This window comes from Thermosulfuriphilus ammonigenes (genome assembly GCF_011207455.1).
Taxonomy (GTDB): Bacteria; Desulfobacterota; Thermodesulfobacteria; order Thermodesulfobacteriales; family ST65; genus Thermosulfuriphilus; species Thermosulfuriphilus ammonigenes.
This window is the reverse complement of sequence record NZ_CP048877.1, coordinates 868,438-881,877: the sequence shown is the minus strand read 5'-3', so window position 1 is coordinate 881,877 and position 13,440 is coordinate 868,438. Positions and strand designations below refer to the sequence as shown.

The 13,440-nt window shown below is 55.6% G+C and carries 14 protein-coding genes; 6 read left to right on the top strand and 8 right to left on the bottom strand.

The genetic code is table 11. From position 1 onward, the window contains the following. Positions 1-18 precede the first annotated feature (18 nt). Entirely contained in the window at positions 19-621 is a 603-nt protein-coding gene (locus tag G4V39_RS04270) for a TetR/AcrR family transcriptional regulator (RefSeq protein ID WP_166031759.1), read from the top strand. Here the strand turns inward: G4V39_RS04270 and G4V39_RS04265 are convergent. Then, on the bottom strand, positions 593-2,374 hold the full coding sequence (locus G4V39_RS04265; protein WP_166031758.1) for a TIGR03790 family protein: 1,782 nt from the start codon (positions 2,372-2,374) through the stop codon (positions 593-595). The two genes, G4V39_RS04270 and G4V39_RS04265, sit on opposite strands and share 29 nt — an antisense overlap. A 67-nt stretch (positions 2,375-2,441) precedes the next feature. Continuing rightward, on the bottom strand, positions 2,442-2,783 hold the full coding sequence (locus G4V39_RS04260) for a hypothetical protein (protein ID WP_166031757.1): 342 nt from the start codon (positions 2,781-2,783) through the stop codon (positions 2,442-2,444). 86 nt (positions 2,784-2,869) lie between these two features. On the opposite strand from G4V39_RS04260, the gene hisB reads away from it, so the two are divergent. From hisB to G4V39_RS04240, 4 genes are read left to right on the top strand one after another with little or no spacing between them, the layout of a single operon-like run. Next, positions 2,870-3,445 carry an imidazoleglycerol-phosphate dehydratase HisB gene (hisB, locus tag G4V39_RS04255; protein ID WP_166031756.1) on the top strand — a complete coding sequence of 192 codons (576 nt, stop codon included), beginning with the start codon at positions 2,870-2,872 and terminating at the stop codon, positions 3,443-3,445. Then, positions 3,445-4,104, top strand: coding sequence for a hypothetical protein (locus G4V39_RS04250; RefSeq protein ID WP_166031755.1), 660 nt, complete (start codon positions 3,445-3,447; stop codon positions 4,102-4,104). Before hisB ends, G4V39_RS04250 begins: the two co-directional genes overlap by 1 nt. Positions 4,105-4,126: 22 nt before the next feature. After that, positions 4,127-4,861 carry a 1-(5-phosphoribosyl)-5-[(5-phosphoribosylamino)methylideneamino]imidazole-4-carboxamide isomerase gene (gene hisA / locus G4V39_RS04245; RefSeq protein ID WP_166033059.1) on the top strand — a complete coding sequence of 245 codons (735 nt, stop codon included), beginning with the start codon at positions 4,127-4,129 and terminating at the stop codon, positions 4,859-4,861. 14 nt (positions 4,862-4,875) lie between these two features. Beyond that, positions 4,876-6,873: a ribonuclease catalytic domain-containing protein gene (locus tag G4V39_RS04240; protein ID WP_166031754.1), complete on the top strand. Its 1,998-nt coding sequence runs from the start codon at positions 4,876-4,878 to the stop codon at positions 6,871-6,873. Here the strand turns inward: G4V39_RS04240 and G4V39_RS04235 are convergent. From G4V39_RS04235 to gatB, 6 genes are read right to left on the bottom strand one after another with little or no spacing between them, the layout of a single operon-like run. Next, complete coding sequence (locus G4V39_RS04235; RefSeq protein ID WP_166031753.1) at positions 6,857-7,765, bottom strand: GGDEF domain-containing response regulator; 909 nt, start codon at positions 7,763-7,765, stop codon at positions 6,857-6,859. The genes G4V39_RS04240 and G4V39_RS04235 overlap by 17 nt on opposite strands. Then, a complete protein-coding gene (locus G4V39_RS04230; RefSeq protein ID WP_166031752.1) occupies positions 7,707-8,192 on the bottom strand; it encodes an NUDIX domain-containing protein in 486 nt (161 codons plus the stop codon). Before G4V39_RS04230 ends, G4V39_RS04235 begins: the two co-directional genes overlap by 59 nt. A 3-nt stretch (positions 8,193-8,195) precedes the next feature. Beyond that, entirely contained in the window at positions 8,196-8,972 is a 777-nt protein-coding gene (locus G4V39_RS04225; RefSeq protein ID WP_166031751.1) for an inositol monophosphatase family protein, read from the bottom strand. Continuing rightward, positions 8,969-9,973, bottom strand: a complete 1,005-nt coding sequence (mreB, locus tag G4V39_RS04220) for a rod shape-determining protein (RefSeq protein WP_166031750.1) — start codon at positions 9,971-9,973, stop codon at positions 8,969-8,971. Before mreB ends, G4V39_RS04225 begins: the two co-directional genes overlap by 4 nt. Beyond that, positions 9,974-11,038 carry an S-methyl-5-thioribose-1-phosphate isomerase gene (gene mtnA / locus G4V39_RS04215; RefSeq protein ID WP_166031749.1) on the bottom strand — a complete coding sequence of 355 codons (1,065 nt, stop codon included), beginning with the start codon at positions 11,036-11,038 and terminating at the stop codon, positions 9,974-9,976. It abuts the gene before it with no gap. Beyond that, on the bottom strand, positions 11,035-12,483 hold the full coding sequence (gatB, locus tag G4V39_RS04210; RefSeq protein WP_309484786.1) for an Asp-tRNA(Asn)/Glu-tRNA(Gln) amidotransferase subunit GatB: 1,449 nt from the start codon (positions 12,481-12,483) through the stop codon (positions 11,035-11,037). The genes mtnA and gatB overlap by 4 nt, the downstream gene beginning before the upstream one ends. 191 nt (positions 12,484-12,674) lie before the next feature. On the opposite strand from gatB, the gene G4V39_RS04205 reads away from it, so the two are divergent. Beyond that, the gene (locus G4V39_RS04205; RefSeq protein WP_166031747.1) at positions 12,675-13,436 is read left to right on the top strand and encodes an ATP-binding protein; all 762 of its coding nucleotides are present in this window, start codon (positions 12,675-12,677) and stop codon (positions 13,434-13,436) included. The last annotated feature ends 4 nt before the right edge of the window (positions 13,437-13,440 follow it).

Genomic DNA, 13,440 nt, shown 5'->3' with positions numbered 1-13,440 from the left:
TTCATTCAGGAGAAAACAATGAGACAGGGCGATAAAAGACAGAAGATTCTCCAGGCGGCTATTAAGGTCTTCGCCCGGAAGGGCTTTTTTAACTCCCGAATCTCTGAGATAGCCAAAGAGGCCGGCGTGGCCGATGGAACCATATATCTTTATTTCAACAACAAATACGATATCCTCATCACCATCTTTGAGAAGGAGATGGGGGCCATCATTCAGAAGGTCAAAAGTGAACTGGCCGGGATAGACGATCCGCGTAAGAAATTGGAACGTTTCGCCTATCTTCATCTCTCCCTGGTGGAGGAAAACCGGGATTTGGCTGAAGTAATTCAGGTGGAGCTTCGACAAAGCACCAAATTCATGAAGGAATATCGCAACAAGAAGTTTGCCGAATACGTGAACATCATCTCCGGAATTGTCCGTGGTGGTCAGGCCAGTGGAGTCTTCCGCCAGGACGTAATGCCGGGGATCTTCAAACGGGCCTTTTTTGGGGCTCTGGATGAGATGTCCCGTTTCTGGATCCTTTCCCCCCGTAAAAAGTACAGCATTGCTACGGCTGCCCGGCAGATAAGTTCCTTTTTCTTAGAGGGAATCCTTACCGACGAGGCCCGGCAGTCTTCTTGAGTTCTTCAAGCTCCCGGAAGATAAGCGGATAAAGTTCTACCGCCTGGGGATAGGCAAGAAGTTTTTCTAGAATCCGTCGGGCCCTTTTTTTCTGGCCCTCCTCTTTAAGGGCCAGGGCCAGCTCTGTAAGGGCTAGAGGAGAGAAACCCAGCCTGGCTGAGGCCTTCTCCAGGGCCCTTGTGGCCTCGGAGTAAAGTCCCTTTGCCCGGGCCGCTCTTCCTAAAAGGAGCCAGGAAAGCCCTGAGTCGGGGGTCTCGGCCACCACCCTGCGGGCCAGAAGATAGGCGGATTCCTTGTCTCCCAGGGCCAGAAGAAGATTGGCCTTGCTTCTTAAAAGAGGAGGGGTTTCCGGTATGGGGCCGGAGATAACCTTCTGGGCCGCCCTCTTGTTGCCCTCCTCCAGATAAAGCCGGGCAAGCATCAGCCGATAGGGCCCCCGGGGTTCAAATTCCAGGGCCTTTTGGAGATGTCTAATAGCCCTTTTGCGCCATCCCTGTCGCAGGGCGATTTCGGCCAGATAGAGCCTTCGGCGGGCAGAATCCTTTTGGGAGAGCATTTTCTTATAAAGGGCCCTTCTTGCCTTAAAGTAGTCTCCTCGAAGGTATCTTTCGCGTTCATCCCTGGGCGGTGGCGTCCCATAGGGAGAGGTTAAGGGATCTCCGATAACCACTTCTTGCCAGGAAAGATACCTCAGGGAACCGTAAAAGCTCTCCGCCAAGGTGCGTCCGTCAAGATAGGCCGGGAAGAGGAGGTGTGGCCGGGCGCAGGCCGACAAATAGGGTTCGTAAACGTTTCCTGCCACCCCGGTCACACCGGCCTCAATGAGGTCTCCGATGAGGGATTGAGGCGATCCGGCAAAGTAGGTCTTGCGCTGACGAAAGCGGCCTATCTTCCATCCTGGGGGCGGGGGGCTGAAGGTGCGGGCATTGGTGGAGACAAAAGTTGTCGCCAGGGCTCCAGGAAGAAAACCCAACTTAAGGCCACGGTCGCGAGGATAGCGAGGGTCGTTTGAGCCCCATGAGGAATACCCCATGAGATGGTAGGCCTCGGTGATAAAGCGGCGCCACTCGAAGATTACCCGGGCTCGGCGTCTTTCAAGGGCCTTGGCCGTGGCCCACAGCCAGTTGTCCCCGGGGCGGTTTCCTGGTGTCTTGGCGTTGAGAAGAAATTTGGGCCTCTGCCAGGCCTGGGCCCGAAGAGCCCGGTCTATGAGGGCCAAAGCGGCCTTTTTGGAGTAACCAGCCAATCTGGTAACCAGATAAATCTCTTGATTGCGATGACCAAATGGCCCCTTGTCTTGGCCCCCGAAGTAGGGGTTGGGAAGCCATCCGGAGAGGCGATGGCGTCCGTAGAGCATGTCTCGGTAAAGAAGGCAAAGTTCGGAATCAACCGAGGCCCTCTGGCCATTTTTACCTCCAGATCCCTTTATTTTTAGGGGAATTCCCGGAGTAAGAACAATGAAAAGGATCTTATCCCACAAGGCCCTTTCCTCAAGGTACTTCTCAATGGGGGCCTTTATTTGCTCTTGAAAGCTTTGGCGATCAATCTCCTCTTTGAGGGGAGCCTGAATAATGAGAAGCTGCTGAGCCGGAATTTGGCGTCTTTTCTGATAGTAGCGGGCTACCTCCAGGCCGTCGGAACTGGCTTTATTGGCCACAATGAGAACCCGTTCGGCCAGGGGCTGGGCCTTAGGTGCCGAATAGGACCAGGAGATGGCCAGGAAACAAAGAGTTAAGGAAAGGAGGACTGCCACGGCGAACTTTTTAACTTGGCCCGGGGCTTGATTGTCAAGGTTCTTTTTTTTTGCTACCTTGCTGGTCTCAAGCGGCTTTGTTGCGGCGGCGTTTGGGAGGCGGTGGCCCATCAGGATACCATGTCAGATGCCAAAAACGGTAAAATTCCGAGGCTGTGATGGCTGTTTCCGGAAGCCCTACCAAATGGCAGAAGCGTTCTAAGGGCTCCCGGCGGCCACAGATAACATGATAAGAATGCCGGCGGCGGGTGCGGAAATTTTCATGAATGGCGATATAACCTCGCTCCGCCCAGGTTACGGCCTCGGGGATATCGTGAAGGGGGAAAAACTTTATCTGTAATTCTCCAGTTAACCTTTTGAGTATTTCTTGGATGTCTGGGAGACGCTGGGCGGTGCCTTTCCTCTTCATAATCTTCAGCCTTTCATGGCCATTGTCTCTGAGCTCTTCGCTATATTCGGCAGGAACTCAGGGGTCCTTAAGCGCGGGGGGTTAAGGTGAGAGAAATTTCTTTGACACGTAAAACAGGAGAAACGGAAATCTCTCTTCGCTTTGCCCTTAAACCAGGACCAATTAGTCTTAAGACACCAGTAGGCTTTCTCAATCACATGCTTCACCTCTTTGCGGCCCATGGGGGATTCAGTCTGGATCTGGTGGCTCGGGGTGATATCGAAGTGGACTATCACCATACAGTAGAGGACATTGGCATCTGTCTGGGGGAGGCCCTGGGAGAGGCCCTGGGGGAGAGGGAGGGAATATCCCGTTACGGCCATGCCGTTGTTCCCATGGAGGAGGCTCTGGCCAGGGTAAGTCTTGATCTCTGTCGGCGTCCGGCTCTGGTTTTTAGAGCCAACATCCCCGTGGAGAGAATCGGCCTCTTTGACACCGAGCTTGTCAAAGAGTTTTTAAAGGCTCTGGCCTACACGGCCCCTTTTACCCTCCACGTGGAAATCCCCTATGGGGAGAATGCCCATCACATGATCGAGGCGGCCTTCAAAGCCCTGGGGAGGGCCTTGCGTCAGGCCATAAGTCCGGGCCATCTTAAGGTGGCCTCTACCAAAGGAGTCCTCTGATGCCCCGATGGCTTGTGATTGTCTTACTGACGTTGATCCTTTCGGCCTGTGCTGCCAAGAGGGAGCTGGTTATCTACCCTCCTTTGGAAAAGATAGCCGTTTTGCCTTTTGAGCCTGTCTGTCCGGGACAGGTGGGAGAGATCATAACCTGCGCCATTACCGGGGAAAGCTTTCGGGCCTCACCGATAGGAGAAAAGGAAGTAGAGACCCTTACCCGGAGTCTTTTCCGGCGTCTTGAGTCTGATCCCCGCTTCCTTCTCGTCTCCCCGGGGCGGGCCCGGGGCCTTTGGGCGGCAGCTCTGGCCCAAAATCCAGGGGCCTCACCGGTGGCCCTCATCCAGGGTATTGGTCGGGAGTTAGGGGCCCAGGCCGTTCTTTATGGTAAGATCTTTCGCTGGGTGGAACGAGAGGGCAGTGGATACTCAGTGGTTCAACCGGCCTCGGTGGCCTTTTCTCTTTATCTTATTCGGGTAAGCGATGGGGCTGTTATCTGGCGGGCCAGCTTTGATGAGACCCAACGTCCTATTTCCGAAAACATCTTTGCCCTTTCCCTTTACGGCCGTTTTGGTTGGCTGACGGCCGATGAGTTGGCCCGAAGAGGGCTTGACCGTCTTCTGGCCGGTTTTCCTTACCTTCAAGGTCAGAAGGCCTCAGAGTGAAATCAAAAGACGAGGTGGTTTGATGCTTGTCGTTCCGGCAATTGATCTTAAAGGTGGCCGCTGTGTCCGCCTTTATCAAGGACAGATGGACAAAGAGACCGTCTTCTCCCAGGATCCAGTGGCCATGGCCCGGCGCTGGGAGGCTGAAGGGGCTGAATTGCTTCATTTGGTCGATCTGGATGGGGCTGTTTCAGGACAGCCGGTAAATAAACCGGAAATAGAGGCCATCCTTAAGGCTGTCTCGGTTCCGGTGGAGCTCGGAGGTGGAATCAGGGATCTTGCCACCATAGAGGAGTATCTGGCTCTGGGGGTGGACCGGGTCATCCTGGGGACTATCGCTTGCCGGGAGCCAGAACTTGTGCGAGAGGCCTGCCGCCTTTTTCCTGGGCGGATCGTGGTGGGCATTGATGTCCGGGGAGAGAAGGTGGCTGTCTCCGGCTGGGTAGATACGGTAGAAATTCACTTCCTGGATCTGGCCAAGCTTTTTGAGGAGGCCGGGCCGCGGGCTATCATCTTTACCGATATCAGTCGCGACGGCACTCGCTCTGGGGTCAATGTGGAAAAGACCCGGTCCCTGGTGGAGGCCGTCTCGATTCCTGTTTATGCCGCCGGTGGAGTCTCCACCCTGGAAGATATACGGCAACTTCTGCCTCTGGCTTCGCTGGGGTTGGAGGGGGTTATTACCGGACGGGCCATCTATACTGGTAGCCTTGACCTTCGCGAGGCCATCGCCCTGGCCAAGAAAGCCCGCATCTAAAGTCTAGAAAGATCATGTCTGAGTTTTCGACCAACCCCACTGGTCGGATAGTGGAGTATCTCGAACAGAATCGTTTCTTTACCGCGGTGGTGACGGGGCTCAAAGACCGCCGTCTGCGCCTCATAAACCATTTAGGACGGGAGGTCCTTCTGCCCCGCAGCCGCCTGCTCCATATGTCTCAAGCCCCCCTTAAGGGCCTTGGTCGTAGCGAGGCCGTGGCCGCCCTGGTCCGGCGTCACCAGAGACGGGAAGAGCTCGCCCGGGAGATAGATCTCGTTACCCTCTGGGAGCTAGTCTCCGGCGAGATGGAAGAGGCTGAGCCCCAGGATCTGGCCGAGATATACTTTGGTCAAGAGGCCGATGACGACCAGGTGGCCGCTTTGGTGCGGGCAGTTCTGGAAGACAAGACTTATTTTCGTTTTCGCGACGGACGAATCATCGTCAATCCTCCGGAGGTGGTCACTCAGATCATTGAGCGCCGGGAGGCTGAAGCCCGGCGTATAAGACTCCTCCAGGAGGGCAGCGCCTTTCTTAAGGCCCTCTGGCGTGGGGAAAAAACAGATGTCTCTCCAGAGGTCAAGGAGTTTGTCATCGGCCTTCTTCGGGATTTCTGCCTTGAGGGAGAGGCCGCCCGGGAGGCTGCCATGGCCAAAGATCTCCTCAAAAGGGCCGAGCTTAATCGTCCCGGGGCTCCCTTTGAACTTCTGGTCAAGGCCGGCGTGTTCAGCCCGGATGAAAACCTTGATCTCCTTCGCTATGAAATCAGGGCCGACTTTCCCCCGGAGGTGGAACTTGAGGCCCGGAACCTAGCGAATTCCCCCCGGATAGGCCAGCGGGAAGATCTCCGTTCCCTTGAACTTTTTACCATCGATGGCGAAGAGACAACCGACTATGATGACGCCCTCCACCTGCGCCCCCTCCCGGACGGCCTTTGGGAGGTCGGAATTCATATTGCCGACGTGGCCGCCTATGTCCCCCCGCAGTCCCGGGTGTTTGAGGAGGCCCTGGACCGGGCCCAGACCATCTATCTTCCGGACCTCAAGATCCCCATGCTTCCTCCCTCCCTTTCGGAGGAATCCTGTAGCCTTAAAGCCGGGGAAGATAAGCTGGCTCTTTCCTTTTTTATCATCCTTGATTCCTCAGGAGAGGTCCGTTCCTTTAGGCTTCAGCCGAGTCTGATAAGGGTCCGGAAAAATCTGGTCTATGAGGAGGTCGATGGCCTCCTTAAAACGTCTCCCTGGGAGGAGCTCTACCGTTTGGCCCTTATTCTCAAGGAGAAGCGGATCGAGGCCGGGGCCCTGCCTCTTCCTATACCTGAGGTGGTCATTCGGATAAAAGATGGCCGGGTGATCTTGGAGAAGCTGGAGATCACCGGCAGTCGGGCCCTGGTGGCAGAGATGATGATCTTGGCCAACTATCAGGCGGCCCGTTTTCTTCAAGACTCGGGGGTGCCGGCCCTCTTCCGGAGCCAACCGCCTCCCAGAGAGCGCCTTATTCATGGCTCGGAGACGGATCTTCTCAAGAATTTCATCCAGCGCCGGGCCATAAGTCGAGGTAGCCTTTCTACTTCGGCGGAGCCTCACCACGGCTTGGGGCTCCCCGTCTATACCACGGTTACCTCTCCTATCCGGCGAATGCTGGACCTTATTGTTCAGCACCAGTTGAAGGGGGCCCTCTCTGGCCAGCCTCCCTTCAGCCAGGAAGATCTTGAGGAAATGGCCCAGCGGCTGGAAGTGGCCACCGGGGTGGCCAATACGGTTAAATATCGTCGTCATCGCTACTGGCTCCTGCGCTATCTGGAGGAGCACCGCCGGCGTTCCTTTGCCGGCCTGGTTATAGACCTCAATCAGCGTCGGGCCCAGGTGCTTCTGCTCGAACCCATGCTAGTGGTGGATGTTCCCCTTTCGCCGGGACAACCCTTAGAGGTTGGCCAGGAGGTCGAGGTGGTTATCCTAAAGGTAAATGCCCGGGAGGATGTAATTAAGGCGGCCCTGGCTAGTCAGCCACGATAATCTTGTTGCCTCCGGCCTTTTTGGCCTCATAGAGGGCCTCATCAGCCCGGAAGATGAGATCATCTATGTCTCTGGGAGAGGGGTCGTTCTGGCACCGAAAGGGAGCGACTCCGATGGAGATGCTGGTGGGCTCAAAATTTTTGGCTTCATAACGTCGCCGGATACGTTCGGCCACCTTGCGGATCTCTTCCGGGCCGGCGTGGGTGACAATTACGGAAAACTCATCCCCTCCATAGCGGAATCCCCAGTCCACGTTCTGGCGGATAGAGCTTTTAATGACCTCAGCCAGCCCTTTAAGGACTTCATCTCCGGCCTGATGACCGTAGGTGTCGTTGTACTCCTTGAAGTGGTCAATGTCGATCATCATCAGAAAAAGCGGATGTTTAAGACGCCAGGCCCGATGGCATTCTTCCTTGAGTTTGTCTTCGAAAAAGCGCCGGTTATAAAGCCCGGTGAGAGGGTCTTCTCTGGTGAGTCGCTGAAGTTCGGCCAAAAGGGCCCTTTCCCTCAAGACCCGGGAGAGCTTGGCTTCCAGCTCGTCCAGATCAAACGGCTTGTTGATGAAGTCACTGGCTCCGGCTTTGATGACATCGCTGTAGCGGAACTCTCGACCGTAGCCAGTGATGACAATGACGTCTACCTCGGGCCAGTGTTTCTTGATCTCTTTGATGAGCGAAAGCCCATCGAGTCGGGGCATGATGAGATCGGTAATGACGACATCGAAGTCCTCTTTCTCCAGCCGCTTTAGGGCCTCGAGGCCGTCTTTTGCTGTTTTATAGGGATAGCCCAGATGGGCCACAAATTCGGCCAGCAGGGAAAGGACCGAGGCGTCGTCATCTACAAGTAGGAGTTTGGCCTGTTTCTTCTCGGCGATGTCCATTTCTCCAGGCAATATAGTCCTCCAGAATCTGGCGATGATCAAATGCTAAAGGCTCCGGGAGAGCCTCTAAAGAGAATATTCGGGCTTCCCGGGCATCATCTCCACCCTTGGGGACCCCTTTGGCCCGGGCCACAAAGACGGTGGAGATAGTATGTTGTCTTGGGTCTCGATTGGGGTCAGAATAGGTATGGAGCTGACATATTAGCTCCACTGCCAGACCGGTCTCCTCCAGGGCCTCTCTCCTGGCGGCCTCTTCTAAAGTCTCACCGTAGTCGACAAATCCCCCGGGAAGAGCCCAGCCGTAGGGAGGGTTGGCTCGCTTTATAAGGACAATACCTTCATTGAGCTCGATGATGATGTCCACCGTAGGGACGGGGTTGCGATAAAGGAAGACCTTTTGGCCACATTGAGGACAGATTATTTCTTTTTTGGTACCCATGGTCTAAGGTAGAAAATTGCTAGTTATGGCGACCATCTGTTCATGGATGCGGCCGTTGGTGGCCACAATGGTCTGGGCAAAGGGGCTGTAGGCTCCTCCTCGAAAATCTGTTACCCGCCCTCCGGCCTCCTCCACCAGGAGAACGCCGGCGGCTGTGTCCCAGGGTTTGAGTTTTATCTCCCAGAAGCCATCAAAGCGTCCGCAGGCCACATAGGCCAGATCGAGGGCCGCGGCTCCGGCGCGGCGAATTCCCTGGGCCCGGACGATAAAGGCCGAAAAGGCTGCCAGGACCGGCTCAGGCCTTTGATGAACATCATAAGGAAACCCCGTGGCCAACAGGGATTCTGAGAGTCTTGCGGTGCTGGAAACAGAGATACGGCGCTGGCCCAGAAAGGCTCCCTGGCCCCGCCGGGCCCAGAACAGTTCGTCCAGCATAGGATGATAGATGACTCCGATTTCTGGCCGTCCCTTCTGAACAAAGGCCAGGGAGACGGCAAACCAGGGAAAGCCGTGGGCAAAATTGGTTGTCCCATCCAGAGGATCCACCAGAAAATATGTTTCGCCGGGGGCTTCCTTGACCTTTTCTTCGGCCAGGATAGCCACGTTGGGGAAATTCTGCTTTAGGTTCTGGACGATAATCTCCTCGGCGCCAAGATCGGCCTCTGTGACCAGGTCTATCTCGCCTTTGTGGTTTATCTGGTGAGGATGCTCGTAGAGCTTGCGGATAAAATCCCCCGCCAGGAGGGCCGTTTCTTTGAGCGTTTCCAGGATCTCCTTCATCGGTAGATGAATTCCCGATAAGGTTTGGTTTTTTCCAGGATAAGGGCCCCACCACGGGCCGGAGCCTCAAGGGGCTCGGCGGCTACCGCTACCGGGGTTTTAATTCTGTCTTCTAAAAATTCTTTTATTCCCCGAATAAGGGCCCCTCCACCGGTAAGAATAATACCGGCCTCCTTGGCCTCGCGGGCAAAACCGGCCGGCATCTCCGAGAAGGCGTTTTCCACCGTCAGGGCAATATCTTCCAGACCATGTCTTATGGCCTCTCGGATGTCTTCTTCGGTTACCTCGGCTGTCTTGGGAATGCCGCTTGAATCCTTGCCAGAGATGGTCTCCAGGAGGGGTTCGTTCTGAGGCGTGGCTGCGGCCAGACGGATTTTGAGCTCCTCGGCAGTAGGCTCTCCCACTAAGAGGCGATATTTCCGCCAGAGGTAGTTGATTACGTTTTCTGTAAGGCTGTTTCCAGCTACCCGGACACAGTCTTCAAAGATGATCTCCCCGGCACTAAAGACGGCCAACTGGGTAGTTCCTCCGCCGAGGCAGAGAATCATCTGAGAGCGACGGGCAAATATATCCAGACCAGCCCCCACCGCGGCGGCCAAGGGCTCCTCGACTACCAGGGCCCGTCCGGCTCCGGCCTCCTCGACCACCTGAGAAAGGGCCTTCTTCTCCACCGGCCTCAGACACATGGAGGCCACCACCAAAACCCGACGAAGGCGCCCCCCAGCCTCTCGGGCCTTTTCCAGAAACTCTTCAATCATGGCCCGACAGGCCTCAAAATCGGCCACGGCCCCCTCTTTAAGGGGTTTGATGACCTCGATGTCTGGGGGCGTCTTTCCCCAGAACTTGCGGGCCTTTTGGCCTACAGCCAGAACTTCACCGCTTTCGTGATGACGGGCTACCAGGGAGGGCTCTTTGAGCAGAAGACCTTCTTTGGCGTCCCAGATAGTGGTGTTGACCGTGCCCAGATCAAGGGCAATCCCTTTGCGGAAGAGACCGAACATCTAGTCTTCCCTCAGCGCGGCCTCAAGGGCTGGTCCGTAAGGTGGTCGGAGAACGCCTACCTCAGTGATTATCGCTGTAATTAGCTCGGCCGGGGTGACGTCAAAGGCCACGGCCAGGGCCTCTACCCCGGATGGAGTCATTCGCTGCCGACCACAGAAGTGGACCTCCTCCGGAGCTCTTTGTTCGATGGGAATCCTCTGACCCTCCGGGGTCTTAAGGTCAACAGTGGACCTCGGGGCAGCTACGTAAAAGGGTATCCCGTGCCGCGAGGCCAGAACAGCCAAAGTGTAAGTGCCAATCTTATTGGCCACGTCTCCATTGGCAGCGATTCTGTCGGCACCGACAACAATAGCCGAGACCTGACCCTTGGCGATAAGGTATCCTGCCGCCGAGTCGTTGATCACCGTCACCGGGATTCCCACCCTGGCCAGCTCCCAGGCCGTCAGTCTGGCCCCTTGAAGATAGGGTCTGGTCTCATCGGCGAGGACTTGGATCTTCTTCCCTGACTCAACGGCGGCCCGGATGACTCCCAAGGCCGTGCCGTAGCCGCCCGTAGCCAGGGCTCCGGCATTACAGTGGGTGAGGACGGTGCTTCCGTCGGCGATCAGCTGGGCTCCCAGGTGGCCCATGCGCCGGTTGGCGGCGACATCTTCGCTCCAGATGGCCTGGGCTTCTTCCTCCAGACGGGCAAAAATCTCTTGCGGTTCTCCTGGCCACAGGGAGCGGGCCAGGTTCATCATTCGGGAAAGGGTCCAGAAGAGGTTCACCGCCGTGGGCCTTGCGGTGGCCAGTAGCGAGGCCGCTTTCTCCAAAGTCTCCAGAAAGCGGCGAGGCCGACGGACAGCCCCTCTGGCTGCCAAGACCAGGCCAAAGGCGGCGGCGATTCCTATGGCTGGTGCCCCTCGAATGACCATTTCCTTTATGGCCCGGTGGACGTCCCTGGCGGTGCGTAACTTGAGCCATCGTTCCTTCCAGGGAAGGAGCCGTTGGTCAAGCATAAGGAGATGGTCTCCTTCCCAGGAGATAGGGCAGATAATATCCGGGGCGGTGTTTCTGGCCTTCATTCTTCCAGCAACCGGGAAAGGATCTGGTTGACCATCCTGGGGTTGGCCTTACCCTTGCTTCGGCGCATCACCTGGCCTACCAAGAAGCCAATGACACTTTTTTTGCCAGCCTTGTATTTGGCCACCTCTTTGGGACAGGCTTCTATGACCTCCCGACAAAGGGCCTCAATGGCTGCCTCATCGGTGACCTGAACGAGACCCTTCTCTTCGACAATCTTTTTGGCCGGCTGGCCGCTACGATACATTTCCAGAAAGACTGTTTTGGCAATCTTCTGGCTGATAGTTCCCTCAGCCACCAGCGTAAGAAGTTCGGCAAGCATTTCTGGAGTCACCGGAACCTGATCAATCTCCCGTTCGTCACGGTTTAATTCCCGGAGAAACTCAGTCATCATCCAGTTGGAGACGGCCTTTGGCTGGGGGAAGATCTGACAGACAGCTTCAAAATAGTCGGCCAGTTTTTTGGAGCTAGTGAGGACCTCAGCGTCGTAAGGACGCAGACCATACTGACTGACGAAACGCTCCCTTTTGGCATCTGGTAGCTCGGGAAGAGAGCCCTTGACTTCCTCAATCCAGGCCTCGTCAATGACTACCGGGACCAAGTCTGGGTCAGGGAAATAGCGATAGTCATGGGCCTCTTCCTTACCTCGCATGGAGATAGTTATCCCCTTGGCCGGATCAAAGAGCCTTGTCTCCTGGATGATTGGTTTGCCATCAAGGAGGAGGGCCGTTTGGCGTCGGATTTCATATTCCAGGGCCTTCTGTACGTGGCGAAAGGAATTCATGTTTTTAAGCTCGGTTTTAACCCCGAATTCCTGAGAACCCTTTGGTCTCAAGGAGATGTTGGCATCACACCTAAGACTTCCCTCCTCCATATTGCCGTCACAGATCTCCAGGTAGCGGACGATTTCCCGGAGCTTTTTTAGATAGGCCACAGCCTCCTCCGGGCTACGGATGTCAGGCTCAGAGACGATCTCCAAAAGGGGAACTCCGGTACGATTAAAATCCACGTAGCTCCTGGGGCGGCTTTCATCATGGATGAGTTTTCCGGCGTCTTCTTCCATATGGATACGGGTAATCCCGATGCGCTTTTTCTCCCCGTTTACTTCTATCTCTAAGTAGCCCTGTTCGGCCAGAGGGAGCTCATACTGGGATATCTGATATCCTTTGGGAAGATCGGGGTAGAAGTAATTCTTGCGGGCAAAGACAGAGTACTTGGCGATTTTGGCCCCGGTGGCCAGGGCCAGACGCATGGCGAACTCAACCACCTTTTTGTTTAGAACCGGCAGGACCCCGGGCATTCCCAGACATACCGGACAGACATGGCTGTTGGGGGGAGCGCCAAAGGTGGTGGAACAGGAACAGAAAATTTTGCTTTTGGTGGTCAACTGGGCGTGAACCTCAAGGCCGATGACCGGTTCAAATTCCATAGAAATACTCCTTAAAATGGGCTCTTGGCTCGGATTAAGAGACCGATATTATTCTCCTACCTTTAGCAAGTCAACCGCTCTCTCTCTGGTAAAATTTGGTCTCAGGAGCTGACCAGGGAGTGAAAAAAATCCTCAAGCATTTAAAATGACTTTAATCACGCCGCCTCCAAGTGGCGGCCAAATTTTTAGGAGACGATAGGAGGTTTTAAGTGGCTGAAACCATCGCTTTGGCAGGCAAGGGGGGTACGGGCAAGACCACTGTGGCCGCCTTGGTCATCAGATATCTGCTAGAGAAGAACCTCAAACCAATTCTGGCTGTAGATGCCGATGCCAATGCCAACCTTAATGAGCTTTTGGGGCTGGAGGTGGAAATCACCCTGGGGGAGATAAAAGACGAGATGAAGACCTCTGTCCCTACGGGGATGACCAAGGATCAATTTATGGAGCTCAAGGTCCATGAGGCCCTGATTGAGGCCCCGGGTTTTGACCTTCTGGTCATGGGGCAACCGGAAGGCCCTGGATGTTACTGTGCGGCCAATGCCTTTTTGGCCCAAGTTATGGAGGGGGTTGCCAAAAACTACCGCTATCTGGTGGTGGACAATGAGGCCGGTATGGAGCATCTTTCCCGGCTGAATATGCGCCGGGTGGATTATCTTCTGGTGGTCTCTGATCCTTCCTCTCGAGGGGTGCTCACCGCCGGCCGGATTGCCCGACTTACGGAACCGCTAGGGCTTGAAGTGGGGCGCAAGGTGCTCATTGTCAACCGGGCTCCAGAGGAAATCCCTCCGGCCCTGGCCGATCAGATTGAGAAAACAGCCCTGGAGACAGGCCTGGAGTTTGCCGGCTATCTTCCCCACAGCGAGGAACTCTTCCGCTTTGAGGTGGAGAGACGCCCTCTCCTTGAGCTACCTCAGGACTCCGCTGTTTTAAGGGAGGCCTACAAGATCTTTGACTCCCTGCTGGCACAATAGCTTT

Excerpts from the sequence above, each read along its gene's own strand:
- G4V39_RS04270 (WP_166031759.1), top strand. The coding sequence starts at position 19 with ATGAGACAGGGCGATAAAAGACAGAAGATTCTCCAGGCGGCTATTAAG.
- G4V39_RS04260 (WP_166031757.1), bottom strand. The coding sequence starts at position 2,783 with ATGAAGAGGAAAGGCACCGCCCAGCGTCTCCCAGACATCCAAGAAATA.
- G4V39_RS04250 (WP_166031755.1), top strand. The coding sequence starts at position 3,445 with ATGCCCCGATGGCTTGTGATTGTCTTACTGACGTTGATCCTTTCGGCC.
- hisA (WP_166033059.1), top strand. The coding sequence starts at position 4,127 with ATGCTTGTCGTTCCGGCAATTGATCTTAAAGGTGGCCGCTGTGTCCGC.
- G4V39_RS04240 (WP_166031754.1), top strand. The coding sequence starts at position 4,876 with ATGTCTGAGTTTTCGACCAACCCCACTGGTCGGATAGTGGAGTATCTC.
- G4V39_RS04230 (WP_166031752.1), bottom strand. The coding sequence starts at position 8,192 with ATGGGTACCAAAAAAGAAATAATCTGTCCTCAATGTGGCCAAAAGGTC.
- G4V39_RS04225 (WP_166031751.1), bottom strand. The coding sequence starts at position 8,972 with ATGAAGGAGATCCTGGAAACGCTCAAAGAAACGGCCCTCCTGGCGGGG.
- mreB (WP_166031750.1), bottom strand. The coding sequence starts at position 9,973 with ATGTTCGGTCTCTTCCGCAAAGGGATTGCCCTTGATCTGGGCACGGTC.
- mtnA (WP_166031749.1), bottom strand. The coding sequence starts at position 11,038 with ATGAAGGCCAGAAACACCGCCCCGGATATTATCTGCCCTATCTCCTGG.